This is a genomic window from Rhizobium sp. BK619 (assembly GCF_014195245.1).
GTDB classification, from domain to species: domain Bacteria; phylum Pseudomonadota; class Alphaproteobacteria; order Rhizobiales; family Rhizobiaceae; genus Rhizobium; species Rhizobium acidisoli.
The window spans coordinates 188,797-204,212 of sequence record NZ_JACIBH010000008.1; the positions used below are offsets into that span (position 1 = coordinate 188,797).

15 protein-coding genes are annotated in these 15,416 nt (G+C 61.5%); 6 read left to right on the top strand and 9 right to left on the bottom strand.

All coding sequences use genetic code 11. The annotated features are described in order from the left end of the window. Window positions 1–14: 14 nt before the first annotated feature. Entirely contained in the window at window positions 15–1,406 is a 1,392-nt protein-coding gene (locus FHX14_RS16925; RefSeq protein ID WP_184377860.1) for a multicopper oxidase family protein, read from the bottom strand. A gap of 255 nt (window positions 1,407–1,661) precedes the next feature. Here FHX14_RS16925 and aspS point away from each other — a divergent pair, with 255 nt between their 5' ends. Continuing rightward, a complete protein-coding gene (gene aspS / locus FHX14_RS16930) occupies window positions 1,662–3,452 on the top strand; it encodes an aspartate--tRNA ligase (RefSeq protein ID WP_184377861.1) in 1,791 nt (596 codons plus the stop codon). Window positions 3,453–3,521: 69 nt separating this feature from the next. Here aspS and FHX14_RS16935 read toward each other — a convergent pair whose 3' ends face one another. Next, window positions 3,522–4,691, bottom strand: a complete 1,170-nt coding sequence (locus FHX14_RS16935; protein ID WP_184377862.1) for a serine hydrolase domain-containing protein — start codon at window positions 4,689–4,691, stop codon at window positions 3,522–3,524. 66 nt (window positions 4,692–4,757) lie between these two features. On the opposite strand from FHX14_RS16935, the gene FHX14_RS16940 reads away from it, so the two are divergent. Beyond that, window positions 4,758–5,399: a TetR/AcrR family transcriptional regulator gene (locus FHX14_RS16940; RefSeq protein ID WP_184377863.1), complete on the top strand. Its 642-nt coding sequence runs from the start codon at window positions 4,758–4,760 to the stop codon at window positions 5,397–5,399. Window positions 5,400–5,456: 57 nt separating this feature from the next. Here FHX14_RS16940 and FHX14_RS16945 read toward each other — a convergent pair whose 3' ends face one another. Continuing rightward, complete coding sequence (locus FHX14_RS16945) at window positions 5,457–6,644, bottom strand: hypothetical protein (RefSeq protein WP_003587448.1); 1,188 nt, start codon at window positions 6,642–6,644, stop codon at window positions 5,457–5,459. Window positions 6,645–6,878: 234 nt separating this feature from the next. Between FHX14_RS16945 and parC the strand changes: the two genes are divergently transcribed. After that, window positions 6,879–9,134: a DNA topoisomerase IV subunit A gene (gene parC / locus FHX14_RS16950; RefSeq protein WP_184377864.1), complete on the top strand. Its 2,256-nt coding sequence runs from the start codon at window positions 6,879–6,881 to the stop codon at window positions 9,132–9,134. Between the two features lie 194 nt (window positions 9,135–9,328). After that, window positions 9,329–9,787 carry an SRPBCC domain-containing protein gene (locus FHX14_RS16955; RefSeq protein ID WP_003587446.1) on the top strand — a complete coding sequence of 153 codons (459 nt, stop codon included), beginning with the start codon at window positions 9,329–9,331 and terminating at the stop codon, window positions 9,785–9,787. Here the strand turns inward: FHX14_RS16955 and FHX14_RS16960 are convergent. The 6 genes from FHX14_RS16960 to hemB all read right to left on the bottom strand — a co-directional run bounded on the left by FHX14_RS16960 (window position 9,777) and on the right by hemB (window position 13,964). Beyond that, window positions 9,777–10,166 (bottom strand): type II toxin-antitoxin system death-on-curing family toxin, encoded by a 390-nt coding sequence (locus tag FHX14_RS16960; RefSeq protein WP_184377865.1) that lies wholly within the window; start codon window positions 10,164–10,166, stop codon window positions 9,777–9,779. The two genes, FHX14_RS16955 and FHX14_RS16960, sit on opposite strands and share 11 nt — an antisense overlap. After that, window positions 10,166–10,387: an AbrB/MazE/SpoVT family DNA-binding domain-containing protein gene (locus FHX14_RS16965; protein ID WP_184377866.1), complete on the bottom strand. Its 222-nt coding sequence runs from the start codon at window positions 10,385–10,387 to the stop codon at window positions 10,166–10,168. Before FHX14_RS16965 ends, FHX14_RS16960 begins: the two co-directional genes overlap by 1 nt. Before the next feature lie 61 nt (window positions 10,388–10,448). Next, on the bottom strand, window positions 10,449–11,330 hold the full coding sequence (locus tag FHX14_RS16970; protein ID WP_184377867.1) for a DMT family transporter: 882 nt from the start codon (window positions 11,328–11,330) through the stop codon (window positions 10,449–10,451). Further along, entirely contained in the window at window positions 11,331–12,107 is a 777-nt protein-coding gene (locus FHX14_RS16975; protein ID WP_003587444.1) for an arginyltransferase, read from the bottom strand. A gap of 204 nt (window positions 12,108–12,311) precedes the next feature. Beyond that, window positions 12,312–12,770 carry an RDD family protein gene (locus FHX14_RS16980; protein ID WP_003574079.1) on the bottom strand — a complete coding sequence of 153 codons (459 nt, stop codon included), beginning with the start codon at window positions 12,768–12,770 and terminating at the stop codon, window positions 12,312–12,314. Between the two features lie 180 nt (window positions 12,771–12,950). Continuing rightward, a complete protein-coding gene (gene hemB, locus FHX14_RS16985; RefSeq protein ID WP_184377868.1) occupies window positions 12,951–13,964 on the bottom strand; it encodes a porphobilinogen synthase in 1,014 nt (337 codons plus the stop codon). A gap of 220 nt (window positions 13,965–14,184) precedes the next feature. Here hemB and FHX14_RS16990 point away from each other — a divergent pair, with 220 nt between their 5' ends. Both FHX14_RS16990 and FHX14_RS16995 read left to right on the top strand, forming a co-directional pair. Next, window positions 14,185–14,622, top strand: coding sequence for a DUF6163 family protein (locus tag FHX14_RS16990; RefSeq protein ID WP_003587442.1), 438 nt, complete (start codon window positions 14,185–14,187; stop codon window positions 14,620–14,622). A 128-nt stretch (window positions 14,623–14,750) separates the two neighbouring features. Beyond that, the gene (locus FHX14_RS16995; protein WP_003574072.1) at window positions 14,751–15,266 is read left to right on the top strand and encodes a MarR family winged helix-turn-helix transcriptional regulator; all 516 of its coding nucleotides are present in this window, start codon (window positions 14,751–14,753) and stop codon (window positions 15,264–15,266) included. Window positions 15,267–15,416: the final 150 nt, after the last annotated feature.

Genomic DNA, 15,416 nt, shown 5'->3' on the forward strand with positions numbered 1-15,416 from the left:
CGGCACAGGCCGCCTCAGCTCACTCTGAGGTAGCTGGTCATTCCGGTCTTCTGGTGCTCGATGATATGGCAATGCAGCAGCCAGTCGCCGGGATTGTCGGCGACGAAGGCGAGCTGCACCTTCTCGTCCGGCTGGATGAGATAGGTATCGGAGACGAGCGGCATCACCTGCCGCGTCGAAGAGGAGATCACCGTGAAGCTCATCCCGTGCAGATGGATCGGATGCGCGTGCGGCGTCGTATTCTCCAGATTGAAGACATAGCTCTTGCCGAGCTTCAGTTCCGCCAGCGGCGCCGTCGGATCCGGTGTGTCGCCCGGCCACGGCACCTTGTTGATGGCCCAGAAGCTGTAGCCGAGTGTGCCGCAGATGCTTTCGGTGGCGGTATTTTCGGCCGTGGCGCTCAGCACCAGCGGGATCTCTTCGGCGGCGGAAAGATCGGCCTTCGGCACCGGATTTTCGGCAAGCGGCCCGAGATCGCCGATCTCTCGCTTCAGCGACGATCCGGTGGCGCGCAGGCTGGCGATCGTCTTCGGCGTGGTGCCACGGATATCCTCGAGCGTCGCGACGGCGCCTTCGCTATCCGGCATGCGCACGGCAAGATCGAGCCGCTGGCCCGGACCGATCTGCAGCAGGTCGAGGGGAAAACGCTTCGGCACCGGATTGCCGTCGATGGCGATGACGGTCGTATCGGCGCCTTCCATCTTCAGCGAGAAGATCCGCGTCACGTCGGTCACGGCGATGCGCAGCCGCACCAACCCGCCGGCCGGCGCGTCATATTGCGGCTCCTTGTGCCAGTTGGCGGTGCGCACCGTGCCGTAAGTGCCCGATTTGGCGGCGTCACGCGGCCGGAAGGGGGCGATGAACTGCCCGTCGCCGCCGAGCCGCCAATCGCGCAGGTTCAGCACCACCTCCGCATCGAATTCAGGATCGGCCGGATCTTCGACGACGATGACGCCGGTCATGCCGTGCCCCATCTGCGTCAGCGTATTGCAATGCGGATGATACCAGAAGGTGCCGGCATCGGGCGGCGTGAAGGCATAGTCGAAGCTGTCGCCGGTATAGATATAGGGCTGCGTCATGAAGGGCACGCCGTCCATGCGGTTGTCGATGCGAAGCCCGTGCCAGTGGATCGTCGTCGGCTCGTCGAGCCCGTTTTTCAGCCGCGCCGCATAGGGGCGCCCCTTCGTCATCCTGAGAACCGGCGGCATGCCGTCAGGGCCCCAGCTCATGACATCCCGGGTCGGTCCGGCGTCGGTCAGTATGGCCTCGGTCTTCACCGCCGTCAGCAGCTGCGGTTCGGGTGCTGCCTCGGCAAGCCCGAATTTGCCGGCAATGCCGATGCCGGCACCATAGGCGCCCGCGACGGCGGATGCCTTGAGAAGGTTGCGGCGGGTCAAGAGAGGCATGCGGGCGCTCCAAGGTGAGAATGCCGATCCTTTTAAAGTTGAGAGGCACCTTCATCAATACGGCAAACGCGGCCAAACTGCCGCAGCATCCGGGCCGCTGCCTCGCCATAAACGCGTGCCAAACAGGCGGGCGGCGCGCGCCAAGCCTTGACAAATCGGAGCGTCCATGCGCTTTTCCGCCCGATTTTCTTGTCGGCGCTTGAGGGTCTTTGAACCCTTGCTGCCGTCTTCAGCCACATGCCAGGATTTGAGATCATGCATCGCTATCGCAGCCACACATGTGCCGCCCTCCGCAAGACGGATGTCGGCTCGACCGTCCGTATCTCCGGCTGGGTCCATCGCGTCCGAGACCATGGCGGCGTTCTCTTCATCGACCTTCGCGACCATTACGGCATCACCCAGGTCGTCGCCGATCCGGACAGCCCGGCCTTCAAGATGGCCGAGACCGTGCGCGGCGAATGGGTGATCCGCATCGACGGCGTCGTCAAGGCCCGCACCGAAGACACCGTCAACAAGGCGATGGCGACCGGCGAGATCGAGCTTTACGCCCAGGAGATCGAAGTGCTCTCCGCCGCCAAGGAATTGCCGCTACCGGTGTTCGGCGAGCCTGATTATCCCGAAGACGTCCGCCTCAAATACCGCTTCCTCGATCTTCGCCGCGAAACGCTGCATAAGAACATCGTCAAGCGCACCCAGGTGATCTCGGCGATGCGCCGCGAAATGGGCAATGTCGGCTTCACCGAATATACGACGCCGATCCTGACGGCATCCTCGCCGGAAGGCGCGCGCGACTTCCTCGTGCCGTCGCGCATCCATCCCGGCACTTTCTACGCCCTGCCGCAGGCGCCGCAGCAGTACAAGCAGCTGCTGATGGTTGCCGGCTTCGACCGCTACTTCCAGATCGCGCCGTGCTTCCGCGATGAAGACCCGCGCGCCGACCGCCTGCCGGGCGAATTCTACCAGCTCGACCTCGAAATGAGCTTCGTCACCCAGGAAGACGTCTGGGACACGATGGGCCCGCTGATGACAAGCGTGTTCGAGGAGTTCGCCGAAGGCAAGCCGGTCACCAAGGAGTGGCCGCGCATCCCCTATGACGAAGCGATCCGCAAATATGGTTCGGACAAGCCGGACCTGCGCAACCCGATCGTCATGGAAGCGGTGACCGAGCATTTCGCCGGCTCCGGCTTCAAGGTCTTCGCCGGGATGATCGCCTCCAACCCGAAGGTCCAGATCTGGGCGATCCCGGCAAAGACCGGCGGCTCGCGCGCCTTCTGCGACCGCATGAACGCCTGGGCGCAGAGCCAGGGCCAGCCGGGTCTCGGCTATATCTTCTGGCGCAGCGAGAACGACAAGCTCGAAGGCGCCGGCCCGCTCGCCAAGAACATCGGCGAGGAGCGCACCGATGCGATCCGCACCCAGCTCGGTCTCGGCGATGGCGACGCCTGCTTCTTCGTCGCTGGCGAGCCGGAAAAATTCTACAAGTTTGCCGGCGAGGCGCGCAGCAAGGCCGGCGAGGAACTGAACCTCGTCGACCGCGACCGCTTCGAACTGTGCTGGATTGTCGACTTCCCCTTCTTCGAATGGAGCGAGGAAGACAAGAAGGTCGACTTCGCCCACAACCCGTTCTCGATGCCGCAGGGCGGCCTGGATGCGCTGCAGAACCAGGATCCGTTGACGATCAAGGCTTTCCAATATGACGCCGTCTGCAACGGCTTCGAGATCGCCTCGGGCTCGATCCGCAACCAGTCGCCGGAAACCATGGTCGCCGCCTTCGAGAAGGTCGGCCTCAGCCAGCAGGACGTCGAGGATCGTTTCGGCGGCCTCTATCGCGCCTTCCAGTACGGAGCGCCGCCGCATGGTGGTGCTGCCTTCGGTATCGACCGCATCGTCATGCTGCTCGTCGGCGCCAAGAACCTGCGCGAAATCTCGGTATTCCCGATGAACCAGCAGGCCCAGGATCTGCTGATGGGCGCGCCCAGCCCGGCAACCCCGACGCAGCTGCGCGAACTCTCGATCCGGCCGATCCCGCCGGTCAAGAAGGACTGAGTCGTCCCATTTTTGAATGCAAAAGGCCCGGCGACCGCTGTCGCCGGGCCTTTTGCTTATCCGGATTGTTCACAATGCCGCGTAGATCGCCTCGCGAAGATCGACCGTGAACTTGCCCCACATGCCCTCCAGCGTCGTGTTCGTCAGCGCAACGACGGTCAGCCCGTTGACCGGGTCGATGAACCAGCTGTGGCCGTAGACGCCGCCCCATTTCAGCGTGCCCTTGGGGAAGGGGACGCCTGCCTCGGCCGGATCGGTGATGACAGACCAGCCGAAGCCAAAGCCGGAGCCGGGTTCGTGCTGCTGGCGGTGCCCGCCGGCCTGGTCGGTCGTCATCATCGCTACGGTTTCCGCCGAAAGCAGCGGTGCGCCACTTCGACGGATGGTGTCGAGTACGGCCAGAACATCACCAGCCGTTCCCGCCATGCCGGCGCCGCCGGAGTGATAAGAGGCGGGGTCGAAGATGCGGTTCGGCGCGAAGCGGATGGGACCCATCAGCGACATCACCACCGCATTCTCGCCCATGAGCGCCGGTTCCGGTGAAGCGTCCATATAGGCGGCGGCAAGCCGGCTGTGGTCACCAACAGAAAACGCCGTGTCGGCAAGGCCAAGCGGTCTTGTCACCAGTTCGGCAACGGCCTCACCCAACGGGACACCGGTTTCCGCTTCGATGACGCCGCCGAGAACATCCATGGCAAGGGAATATTGCCAGTCGCTGCCCGGCGCAAAACGCAGCGGCACGCTGGCGATCCGCCGCAGATTTTCGGTGAGCCGCAGTCCCGGCTGGTCGAGGCCGTCGGAAATGCCGGCGCTGATATAGGGACCGCCGTCCTCTTCGGAGAAGCCGTAGCCGAGGCCTGATGTATGCGTCAGCAGGTGACGGATGCGAATGGTGGCTTCGCTGCCGTCGGGCAGCTTCGGCCGGAAGTCCGGCAGCCATCTGGTCACGGCGTCGTCGAGCCCGATCCTCGATTGCTCGACGAGCCGCATTGCGGCGATGGTGACGATCGGCTTGGTGATGGAGGCAAGCCTGAAGATCGCGTCCTCGCGCATTGCCTGGCCGTTTTCGCGGTCGGCGAAGCCGGCCGCGCGGCGGTGAATGATCTCGCCGTTGCGGGCGACGAGCACGACCGTGCCGACCAGCCGCTTTTCGTCGAGCGCATTTGTGATTGCCGCGTCAACAGCCGCGCCAAGCGATGAATGCCTGTCGGCCTCTGCCTTTTCGAGGGGAAGACTCATCAGATTAAACCTTCTATAATCACAATGACCGTTCCTGAATATAGCAAGCCGCCTCGAATTTCTAGAGTGATCACTGTGAAAAATAGTGCCGACGTAAAAAATCCTCCCGCCCGCCGCCGCGGTCGCCCGCCGGCCTTCGACCGCGAGGTGGTTCTGGCGGCCGCAAGGGAAACCTTTTGGGCGCACGGATACGAGGGTGCCTCGATCGCCGATCTCACCGCCGCTATGGGCATCACGCCGCAAAGCCTCTATGCCGCCTTCAATTCGAAGGCCGAGCTCTATCGCGCGGCCCTGCAGCAATACCGGATGCTGGGAGCCGACACGTTTTCCGCCCTCGGCGAGCCGATCGATACCGTTTCCGCCTTCGAGCGTATATTGCAAGGCTCGGCCGCGATCTTCGCGGCGCCCGAGCATCCGAAGGGCTGCATGATCTCGACGGCGGTGCTGAATTGCGCCAGCGAGAACGATGGTGTTGCCGATCATGTTGCCGCGCTGCGCCGCCAGTCGCTGAGCGGATTTGCAGCAAGGATCGAGCGCGGCATCCGCGAGGGCGATATCAAGGCCGGGACCAATGCCGGCGCGTTGGCACGGTTCGTCGCCGCGATCGTCCAGGGCATGTCGGTGCAGGCGAGGGACGGGGCATCTCTTGAGGAGTTGCTCGATATCGCAACCCTCGCCATCGCCGAAGTCTCCCGCCACCGCGTCTGAAAACGAAAAAGGCCCGGCAACGGAATTGCCGGACCTTTCTTTAAGGAAACCAAGCGATCAGTCGTTGGCCGAAACCTTGACGCCGAGCACCTGCGGCAGCGTGTTCGGAGCGCCCATGGCAGCGCCGACGATCGTCGGGAACGGCACCGGCTTTTCGGGAGCAGCCTTGACGGTCAGGCTCTTCGGATCGTCGAGGAAGGTGTTGACGGCTGCCGAAACGGCGTTCTGCAGTTCCGGGATGTTGAGCTGCGCCAGCATGATTGGCGTCATCGCCTTCAGCGAATCGGCCATCTGCTTGCCGGACATGTTCTGCTGCGAGCCGGCATAATCGAGCGCGCGCTTGGTGATCGAAGCATCGTCGAAACGGACCTGTGCCGCCTCGAAGGAAAGCTGCTGCATCAGGCCGAGCATGGCGAGACCCAGCGCCTGCTGCGACTGTTCCTTGTTCGGATTGGCTTCGGATTCCTTCATCGCATCCTGCATCGATTTCATGAAGGCCATCGTGTAGCCGGAGATCTTGAAGCCGAGGTTCAGCTTGCCGACATTGGTGAAGTCGAAGGCGAATTCCGAAATGTCGATCGTGCCGGGGGCGAGCTCCCAGGCGCCTTTCATGGTGATGTCGCCCTGGACGTGCTGCAGGGCGAGCTTCTCGATCGCATCCTTGCTCTGCGCATCTTCGGTCTTGGTGAGATCAGCCTTCATGCTTTTGAAGGCGCCGTCGAAATCGAAGCCGGATTCGTCCTCGCGCAGCGTCAGGTTCATGTTGCTTTCGAGCAGCGAGAACACTTCCGCGCCGTCCTTGACCACCTTCAGCGGGCCGATATGCGCGGTTTCATAGAGCATCATGGTGTCGAGCGTGTCGCCGCCCGGCGTTGCCGGCACGGAGATGCCGCCGAGCGTCAGCTCCTGCGCCGTCACGGTGACGCCGTCTTGCGTCTTGTTGATGTCGGGGAAGGCGGCTTCCTCGATGTAGTAGCCGCCATCCTCGTCTTCCTCGACACCGGAAAGGGTGATTTCGCCGATGGGCAGGCTCTCGCCGCCGGTCGGCTTGACGGTGACATTCTTCAACGTGACGGTCGTGCCGTCGATATCGACGCTTTCAGCCGCAATCGTCCCACCCTGGGCGGCATAGGCGGCATTGATCTTCTTCAGGAGATCGGTGCCGTCGAGAGCGAAAGCCGAGCCGGCGAGCGAGAAAAAGGCGGCGCCCGACAGCATCAGCCGCGTTGTCCGGTAAAAATTCATGGGGTGATTCCTCTGGTGGCGTGTGGCGGTTGGAAATCTGCAGTTACGCTACTACGGATTGGGCCCGCTTTATATTTGCGGACTTCTAAATTTCCGTTGAAAGGAACGGCAAACGAAGTCCAAATTGCGGCGGAACGTTTGTCTCATCCTTTGATGTCAGTGCCAAGACTTCATCCACAGCTGCTATGGCCTGGATTCCTTGCCCGCCAGCCTCTTCTGGGCTAGTCAGAACCTATGGGACAAGAGATTTTGCCGCCTTCCGGCGGAGACGACGATCACATCCAACCGGTCGACCTCAAGGCGGCGCTCGAGCAGCGCTATCTCGCCTATGCGCTGTCGACCATCATGCACCGTGCTTTGCCCGACGTGCGCGACGGGCTGAAGCCTGTGCATCGCCGCATCGTCTATGCGATGAACGAGATGGGTCTGCGCCCGACCTCGGCCTTCAGGAAATGCGCCAAGATTGTCGGCGAAGTGATGGGTAACTACCATCCGCACGGCGACCAGTCGATCTACGACGCGCTTGCCCGTCTCGCCCAGGATTTCTCGCAGCGCTACACGCTGGTCAACGGCCAGGGCAATTTCGGCAATATCGACGGCGACAGCCCCGCCGCCATGCGTTACACCGAATCGAAGATGACGGCGGTCTCCGAACTGCTGCTCGAAGGCATCGATCAGGATGCCGTCGATTTCCGCGACACCTACGACGAATCGAATTCCGAGCCGACCGTCCTTCCCGGCGCCTTCCCGAACCTGCTCGCCAACGGCTCTTCCGGCATCGCCGTCGGCATGGCGACCTCGATCCCGTCGCACAATGCCCACGAGCTTTGCGACGCCGCGCTGCATCTGATCAAGCATCCGGATGCCACCGTCGAAAAGCTCGTCGAATTCATTCCCGGCCCGGATTTCCCCACGGGCGGCATCATCATCGACAGCCGCGACAGCATCATCGAGAGCTATCGCACCGGCCGCGGCGGCTTCCGCGTGCGGGCGAAGTGGCAGACCGAGGATCTCGGCCGCGGCGGCTACCAGATCGTCATCACCGAAATTCCCTTCCAGGTGCAGAAGTCGCGGCTGATCGAGAAGATCGCCGAGCTGCTGATCGCCCGCAAGCTGCCGCTCCTGGAAGACATCCGCGATGAATCGGCCGAGGACATTCGTGTCGTCCTAGTGCCGAAGACCCGCAGCGTCGATCCGACGATCCTGATGGAATCGATGTTCAAGCTGACGGAACTCGAAAGCCGCTTCCCGCTCAACATGAACGTGCTGTCCATGGGCCGCATCCCGCGGGTCATGGCGCTGAACGAAGTGCTGAAGGAGTGGCTGGATCACCGCCGCGAGGTGCTGCAGCGTCGCTCGCGCTTCCGCCTGGCCGCAATCGACAGACGTCTCGAAATTCTCGGCGGCCTCCTGATCGCCTATCTCAACATCGACGAGGTGATCAGGATCATCCGCGAGGAGGATGAGCCGAAGCCTGTGATGATGGCGCGCTGGGATCTCACCGACATTCAGGTCGAGGCGATCCTCAATATGCGGCTGCGCGCCTTGCGCAAGCTCGAAGAGTTCGAGATCCGCAAGGAATTCGACGAACTCACCAAGGAAAAGAGTGAGATCGAGGCGCTGCTTGCCTCCGACGACAAGCAATGGCAGACGGTCGCCTGGGAAATCGGCGAGGTGAAGAAGAAATTCGCCAAGGCGACCGAGGTCGGCCGCCGCCGCACCCAGTTTGCCGATGCGCCCGAGGCCGACGAGGAAGCGATCCAGCAAGCGATGATCGAGAAGGAACCGATCACCGTCGTCATCTCCGAAAAGGGCTGGATCCGCGCGCTGAAGGGCCATATCGCCGATACGGCGACGTTGACCTTCAAGGAAGGCGACGGCCTGAAGATAGCCTTCCCGGCGCAGACGACGGACAAGATCCTGATCGTCACGACGGGCGGCAAGGCCTTCACCCTTGGCGGCGACAAGCTGCCGGGCGGCCGCGGCCACGGCGAGCCGCTGCGCATCATGGTCGACATGGACAACGACCAGGCGGTGCTGACGGCTTTCGTTCATGATCCCTCGCGTAAGCAGCTGATCGTCTCCACAGCCGGCAACGGCTTCGTCGTTCCGGAGGCCGAGCTGGTCGCCAATACGCGCAAGGGCAAGCAGATCATGAATGTCGCGCTGCCCGAGGAGACGCAACTGCTCGTGCCCGTCAGCGGCGACCATGTTGCCGTCGTCGGCGAAAACCGCAAGCTGCTGGTCTTTCCGCTGGCGCAGGTACCGGAAATGTCGCGCGGCAAGGGCGTGCGCCTGCAGCGTTACAAGGATGGCGGCATTTCCGACGTCCGTTGCTTCGCGATATCGGCGGGCCTCGTCTGGGAAGACAGCGCCGGCCGCACCTTCACGAAGAACAAGGACGAACTTGCCGAATGGCTGTCCGACCGCGCCACCGCCGGCCGCACCGTGCCGAAGGGCTTTCCGCGCAGCGGTAAGTTTGCCGGCTAATCCGTGATGCCCGGAAGTGCGCAGCGGTTCCGGGCTAGCGACATAAAAATTCCGTGCTCGTCTCTTGGCGGGCGCCGGAACTTCTCTATCTCTTCGCTGTTATCCAAAAGAAGAGAAAGCCGGTCTGTGGGCGGACGGAACGGCTGTGGCCCGCGCGCTTGGAGAAGGCGTGCGCCGTTACCGGAGGAAAATCGATGCCCGCCAGCACCATCAAATTGCATGTCTGCCATACCTACAGGGTGCCGCCTGCTGTCGTGTACGACGCCTGGCTCAATCCTGAAATCGCCCGACGCTTCCTGTTTGCCACCGATGATGGTCACGTCATCCGCGCCGATATCGATCCGCATGTCGGAGGCCGTTTCTTCATCGTCGACCGCCGGCCCACCGGCGACGCCTTTCACCAGGGCGTCTTCCTGGAACTGAAGCGCCCGCAACGCATGGTCTTCAGCTTTTCCGTCGAGGACCACGACCATAATTGCGACCGCGTCGAAATCGACATCGAGCCGCTCGGCGGCGGCAGCCGCCTGACGCTCACCCACGAAATGTGCGCCGAATGGGCCGAACACGAGGAAAAAACCCGGCAAGGCTGGGCCCACGTGGTCGAAGGACTTGGCAGGGAGTTGGAACAGCAGCAGCTGAAGCCTACGGGCTGAGTGGCACGCTGAAATCTCTGAGGAAGCGGGCAGCACCTCCTTCATCGATCTCGCCGGCTGCGACGGCGAGCACAAAGGCGTAGAGATTGGCGTCGGTCGTTTCGATCTCGTAGCCGTTTTCGAGAAAAAAAACGCCTGCGGCTACAATTGCGATCCGCTTGTTCCCATCGACGAAAGCGTGGTTGCGGGCAAGGCCGAAAAGATAGGCGGCGGCGAGTTCGATGACGTCGTCGCAGCCATAATGTGCCTTGTTCATCGGCCGCCCAAGAGCGGATTCCAGCGCGCCTTCGTCACGCAGTCCAGCGAGACCACCGAAGCGCTCAATCTGCATAGTCTGCAGAGTTTCGACCAATCGTCTCGTCAGGAATTTGAAGGCCATTATTCGGCCAGCTTTTTCAACGCGACCTTATACTTGTCCATGAAATGCCGTGCCGCATCGAGCTGACGCGACAGATCCTCATCCGTCGGCTTCAAGGTGATGCCGCCGTTTTCGACCTGCAGTTCCAGTGTATCGCCGGTCTTCAATCCAAGACGGTCGAGAACTTCCTTGGGGATGATGATACCCTCGGAGTTGCCGATCTTCCGGATCGTGACGTTCATTTGCTTCATCCTTTCATGTGGTAACGGCGTTATAACATGAGGGATGGGCAGGCGACAACGCCTATTCCGCCAATGGCCTGATGCTTCTGCCCCGCACCATCCAGAAGCAATGCCCGGCGATCGCCGCCACTAGGATGCCGCCGCCGACGAGTGTCATCGTCGCCGGCGTTTCCGAAAAGATCAGCCAGACCCAGATTGGGGCGAGCACGGTTTCGAGCAGATAGAACATGCCGACCTCGGGGGCGGAGAGATAACGCGGCCCAGTCGCCAGGCACCAGAAGGCGACCGGCATGACGATGGCGCCGTTGACGAGGATCCAGCTGGGATTGGCGATGGAAAGCCCTGATGGCAGAGCTTGCGAGAGTCCGAGTACGGCCGGCAGAATGGCGGCAAGCAGCGGCACGAAGCCCATTTCCCGGCGTGAGGCACGCCCGATTGTGATGGCCGCGGCAAGAATAAACGCGCTGAGAAGCGCCATGGCATCGCCGAAAAAATGGCCGCTGGAAAGCCCTTCGCGCACGATCAGCCCGACGCCGAGGATCATGAACAGCATGGCGATCAGTGTTGCGGCCTGCGGTCTCTCCTTGAGGAAAGCCCAGGAGAGAAGCGCCCCGAACATCGGGTTGAAGGCGACGATGAAGACGACATTGGCTGTGGTCGTGTTAAAGACGGCCAGCACGAAAGTGAGGGACGAGAGGCCGTAGAGCAGACCGGCAAGCAGGCCGGCTCGCCCCGGAACGAGCACCGGCCATTTACCCGAGGCAATGCGCATTGCTCCAAGGATGACGAGCGTGGCGAGAACCGTGGCTGCACTTCGCGTCCCCAGGATCGACCAGATGTCGCCGCCGCCAAGGCGGACGAGGGGGATGTCCATGGAAAGCGCCAGCCCGCCGATCGCCGTCAGCAGCAGGCCCTTCCGATGATCGGAGCGAGCGGTGGACATTCAGTCGTGGGGGCTTTCGGGCATGGATGAGGGATCGAAACGTTCCCAGCCGCGCGGTGTCAGGTGTTCCTGCGGCTGGAAGCGTGTCTTATAGTCCATTTTTCGCGACCCTTGAACCCAATAGCCGAGATAGACGTGCGGCAGGCCCAGCGCTTTCGTGCGCCTGACATGGTCGAGAATCATGAAGGTGCCGAGTGACCGCCGCTCAAGATCGGGATTGAAGTAGGAATAGACCATCGACAGCCCGTCGCTCATCGTGTCGGTCAGCGCGGCGGCAAGCAGCTCGCCCTTCGGGCGCTGCTCCAGTCCGGAACCTTCTTCACGCCGCCGGTACTCGACGATTCGCGTGTTCACATGGGTGTCCTCAACCATGATCGCATAGTCGAGCACGGTCATGTCGGACATGCCGCCCTGCTGGTGGCGAAAATCGAGATAGCGGCGGAAAAGCGAATATTGCTCGCTGGAAGGCTGGGCCGTGAATTCGGTGGCGATGACGTCGGAATTGGCGGCAAGCACCCGCTTCATCGATTTCGTCGGCTCGAATTCCTGGGCGAGAATACGCACCGAAACGCAGGCGCGACAGGATTCGCAGGCCGGGCGGTAGGCGATGTTCTGGGAGCGGCGGAAACCGCCCTGGGTCAGGATGTCGTTCATCTCGGCGGCGCGCGGGCCGACCAGATGGGTAAAAACCTTACGCTCCATCTCATGCGGCAGATACGGACACGCAGCCGGAGCCGTCAGATAAAACTGCGGGGATGGCGTTGTCTGCGTATTCATCTGTCGCGGAAATTTCCTTGTCGAGACCGTGCCGTTTCTTGACAGCATGACCTAAGAATAAAAAACGTCAACAGCGGGGCGGTTCTTGCCCTTCATATCGGTCTTCTAATTTTAGATATGGGGCGGTGGCGCGCCTGGCAAAGAGAAAGCGGAGACTTTATTTCGTCTCCGCTGAATGGTTTAGCCGTGGCCTTGAGCCAACGCTCAGGCGGTGCGAACCGTCGCGGTCCCGACCAGCAGGTCGTGGATGAGACGGCTGCGCTCCGTAAACAGGCCGGCAAGCAGGATCAGCGGCGTCAGCACCGAGTTGAGGATCCAGAACAGCGCCAGATGCACGATCGCCGTCAGGAAATCCATCGGCCGACCGTCGACGCGCACGATGGCGATGCCCATCGCGCGCATGCCGAGCGAGGCCTGGCTCCGCCCGCCCACAGTCAGGCCGAAATAGATGCCGGCGACGATGACGAAGAGGGCAGGGTAGAGCAGGAAGCCGAGCCCGAGCGTGACGATCGACAGGAAGAACAGCACGATGCCCGCGGGGATGCAGAGCAGCAGCACGATCAGATAGTCGAGGATGAAGGCGAAGACACGGCGGCTCAACACGCCGCTATAGGCGCGCCAGTCCTCCGGTGCGGCATAAAGCGGATTGGGGTTGTAGCTCATCTCAATCTCCTGCGGAAAAGCGATGCCGCAGATATGGTATCGGCAGTGGGAAATACAATATTTCTTCCTGGATGCGGATGTTTCAGGCCGGATCGGCCTGAAACATCCGCATCCAAATCGAAGAAATAGAGCATGATGTCACCCGAAAACCGCATACACTTTTCGGCATCATGCTCGCAATCACCGTTTGCTGAGAATTTTCGCCACCTCGACCGCGAAATAGGTGAGGATGCCGTCGCATCCCGCCCGCTTAAACGACAGCAGCGTTTCGAGCATCGCCCGTTCGCCGTCGATCCAGCCGTTCATCGCCGCTGCCTTGATCTGCGAATATTCGCCGGAAACCTGGTAGGCGAAGGTCGGCAGGCCGAAGGCCTCCTTCATCCGCCAGCAGATGTCGAGATAGGGCAGGCCGGGCTTGACCATCAGCATATCAGCACCTTCCTCGACGTCGAGGGCCGCATCGCGGATCGCCTCGGTGCCGTTGGCCGGGTCGATATAATAGGTCTTCTTGTCGCCCTTCAGCAGCCCGCCCGTCGAGATCGCCTCGCGATAGGGGCCATAGAAGGCGGAAGCGAATTTCGTTGCATAGCTCATGATGCCGACGCTCTGGTGGCCGGCGGCATCGAGCGCCATGCGGATTGCGCCGATGCGCCCGTCCATCATCTCCGACGGCGCAATGATGTCGGCGCCGGCATCCGCCTGCATCACGGCGGCGCGCGCCACCTGATCGACCGTCTCGTCGTTGACGATTTCGCTGCCTCTCAAAATGCCGTCATGGCCATGGCTGGTGAAGGGATCGAGCGCGACGTCGGTGATGACGCCGATATTGGGCACCGCCTTCTTGATCGCCGCCGTCGCCTGATTGATCAGATTGTTGGCTTCGAGGCTGTTCGAGCCGGTCTCGTCGCGCAGCTCCATTTCGATATTCGGAAAGGTCGCGAGCGCCGGAATGCCGAGGCCGGCCGCTTCGCGTGCCGCTTCGACCGCCTTGTCGATGCTCATGCGGTTGACGCCCGGCATAGCCGGGATCGGATCGACGATGCCGGAGCCGGGCACGATGAAGATCGGCCAGATCAGGTCGTCGACCGTCAGCCGGTTCTCCTGCACCAGCCGGCGTGTCCAATCCGCCTTGCGGTTGCGCCGCATGCGGCGATGGCCGGTGATGTCGTCGACGAGATGCGTCCTATCCTGCATGATATCTGCCCCTGGCCCATTCCATTTATCGGAGCGCTCATTATCATGACCCCCGAAAAATCCAAACCGGACGATTGGCCGCGGCGGAAAAACCTGAGGCGTATAACCCGAAATCGATTTTCGGCGTTACGTCTGAGCGCGATGTGATAGAGCATCTTCAGCGCGTCGCCAGACGTGCTGCGCTCGTATGAAGATGCAACCCCGAACCGATGTCTGCGCTATGGAAACCGATTCTCCGACGATACCGAAACGCACGCTGGCGGATATACTCTTCATTCTTTTCCTGAGACTGGTCGCCGTTTCCTGCTTCTGGTTCGGCCTGCAATATTGGGCGATGCTCGTCGGCTATTCGTTGGTCGGCGCCGGCCGCTTCGATCTTTTGAGCCTGCCGTGGAAGGTGGCGAGCACCAGTCTCGCCGTGCTCTTTCCCGTCGCCTCCCTCGGCCTTTGGCTCACCGTCTCCTGGGGGCCGGTCATCTGGGTGCTGGCCGCCGGCGGGCAAATCCTGATGTACGGCCTGCTGCCCAATATTTTCGGGCCCAACAAACTGATCATCCTGCTGCACGTGATGGTCGCCGTCGTCTACCTGATTTTCCGTCTGCTGCTCTGGCTGGAAAAGCGCCGGCACCGCCGCCAGGTAAGTGTTGATTTACCCTGAGACAACGTGGGGTTTCCAGTAAGGCTCCGTTAAGCCTGCGGTTTAAGTCGAATTTTATATGTATTCGATAGGGTCTCACTCAAGGCGGGAAGAAAACACACCGCCAACCAAACAGTGAGGCAGTCAATATGAACACGAAAATCAAGCCGCAGGCGGTATCGAACTTCCGTGACCAGCAGGATCAGGGCATCCGTGATCTTTACATGGAATCCCTTCATCTTGTTGAACGTCTTCACCGCCGTCTTCTCGACGTCATCAAGGACGAGTTCGACCGTCAAGGTCGCAGCGACGTCAACGCCATCCAGGCGCTGCTCCTTTTCAACATCGGCAATTCCGAACTGACCGCCGGCGAGCTGCGCTCGCGGGGCTACTATCTCGGCTCCAACGTTTCCTACAACGTCAAGAAGCTGGTCGACCTCGGTTTCATCAACCACCAGCGCTCGCGCATCGACCGCCGTTCCGTCCGCATCAGCCTGACCGAAACCGGCCAGGATATCGCCGAAACGGTCGCCAAGCTCTACGAACGCCACATCACCTCGATCGACAAGGTCGGCGGTATCGGCACCGACGAGTTCACCCAGATGAACAAGCTGCTCCAGCGCCTCGACCGCTTCTGGAACGACTCGATCATGTATCGCCTGTAACGCCTTAGAGAACTGTATCTGCTTTGATATTAGAACGCTCTATCTGGCGCGCAAATGCGTAAAAGGGCACCAGATGGTATAAGGTGGCGCAGGTTTGCGCGCCACTTGCGCGTCACACGAAAGCCGGCCTCCAACGGCGAAAAGGGCGTC

What these genes read in the sequence shown, in the direction of transcription:
- FHX14_RS16925 (WP_184377860.1), bottom strand. Translation starts at nt 1,406, where the DNA reads ATGCCTCTCTTGACCCGCCGCAACCTTCTCAAGGCATCCGCCGTCGCG.
- aspS (WP_184377861.1), top strand. Translation starts at nt 1,662, where the DNA reads ATGCATCGCTATCGCAGCCACACATGTGCCGCCCTCCGCAAGACGGAT.
- FHX14_RS16935 (WP_184377862.1), bottom strand. Translation starts at nt 4,691, where the DNA reads ATGAGTCTTCCCCTCGAAAAGGCAGAGGCCGACAGGCATTCATCGCTT.
- FHX14_RS16945 (WP_003587448.1), bottom strand. Translation starts at nt 6,644, where the DNA reads ATGAATTTTTACCGGACAACGCGGCTGATGCTGTCGGGCGCCGCCTTT.
- parC (WP_184377864.1), top strand. Translation starts at nt 6,879, where the DNA reads ATGGGACAAGAGATTTTGCCGCCTTCCGGCGGAGACGACGATCACATC.
- FHX14_RS16955 (WP_003587446.1), top strand. Translation starts at nt 9,329, where the DNA reads ATGCCCGCCAGCACCATCAAATTGCATGTCTGCCATACCTACAGGGTG.
- FHX14_RS16960 (WP_184377865.1), bottom strand. Translation starts at nt 10,166, where the DNA reads ATGGCCTTCAAATTCCTGACGAGACGATTGGTCGAAACTCTGCAGACT.
- FHX14_RS16965 (WP_184377866.1), bottom strand. Translation starts at nt 10,387, where the DNA reads ATGAACGTCACGATCCGGAAGATCGGCAACTCCGAGGGTATCATCATC.
- FHX14_RS16970 (WP_184377867.1), bottom strand. Translation starts at nt 11,330, where the DNA reads ATGTCCACCGCTCGCTCCGATCATCGGAAGGGCCTGCTGCTGACGGCG.
- FHX14_RS16975 (WP_003587444.1), bottom strand. Translation starts at nt 12,107, where the DNA reads ATGAATACGCAGACAACGCCATCCCCGCAGTTTTATCTGACGGCTCCG.
- FHX14_RS16980 (WP_003574079.1), bottom strand. Translation starts at nt 12,770, where the DNA reads ATGAGCTACAACCCCAATCCGCTTTATGCCGCACCGGAGGACTGGCGC.
- hemB (WP_184377868.1), bottom strand. Translation starts at nt 13,964, where the DNA reads ATGCAGGATAGGACGCATCTCGTCGACGACATCACCGGCCATCGCCGC.
- FHX14_RS16990 (WP_003587442.1), top strand. Translation starts at nt 14,185, where the DNA reads ATGGAAACCGATTCTCCGACGATACCGAAACGCACGCTGGCGGATATA.
- FHX14_RS16995 (WP_003574072.1), top strand. Translation starts at nt 14,751, where the DNA reads ATGAACACGAAAATCAAGCCGCAGGCGGTATCGAACTTCCGTGACCAG.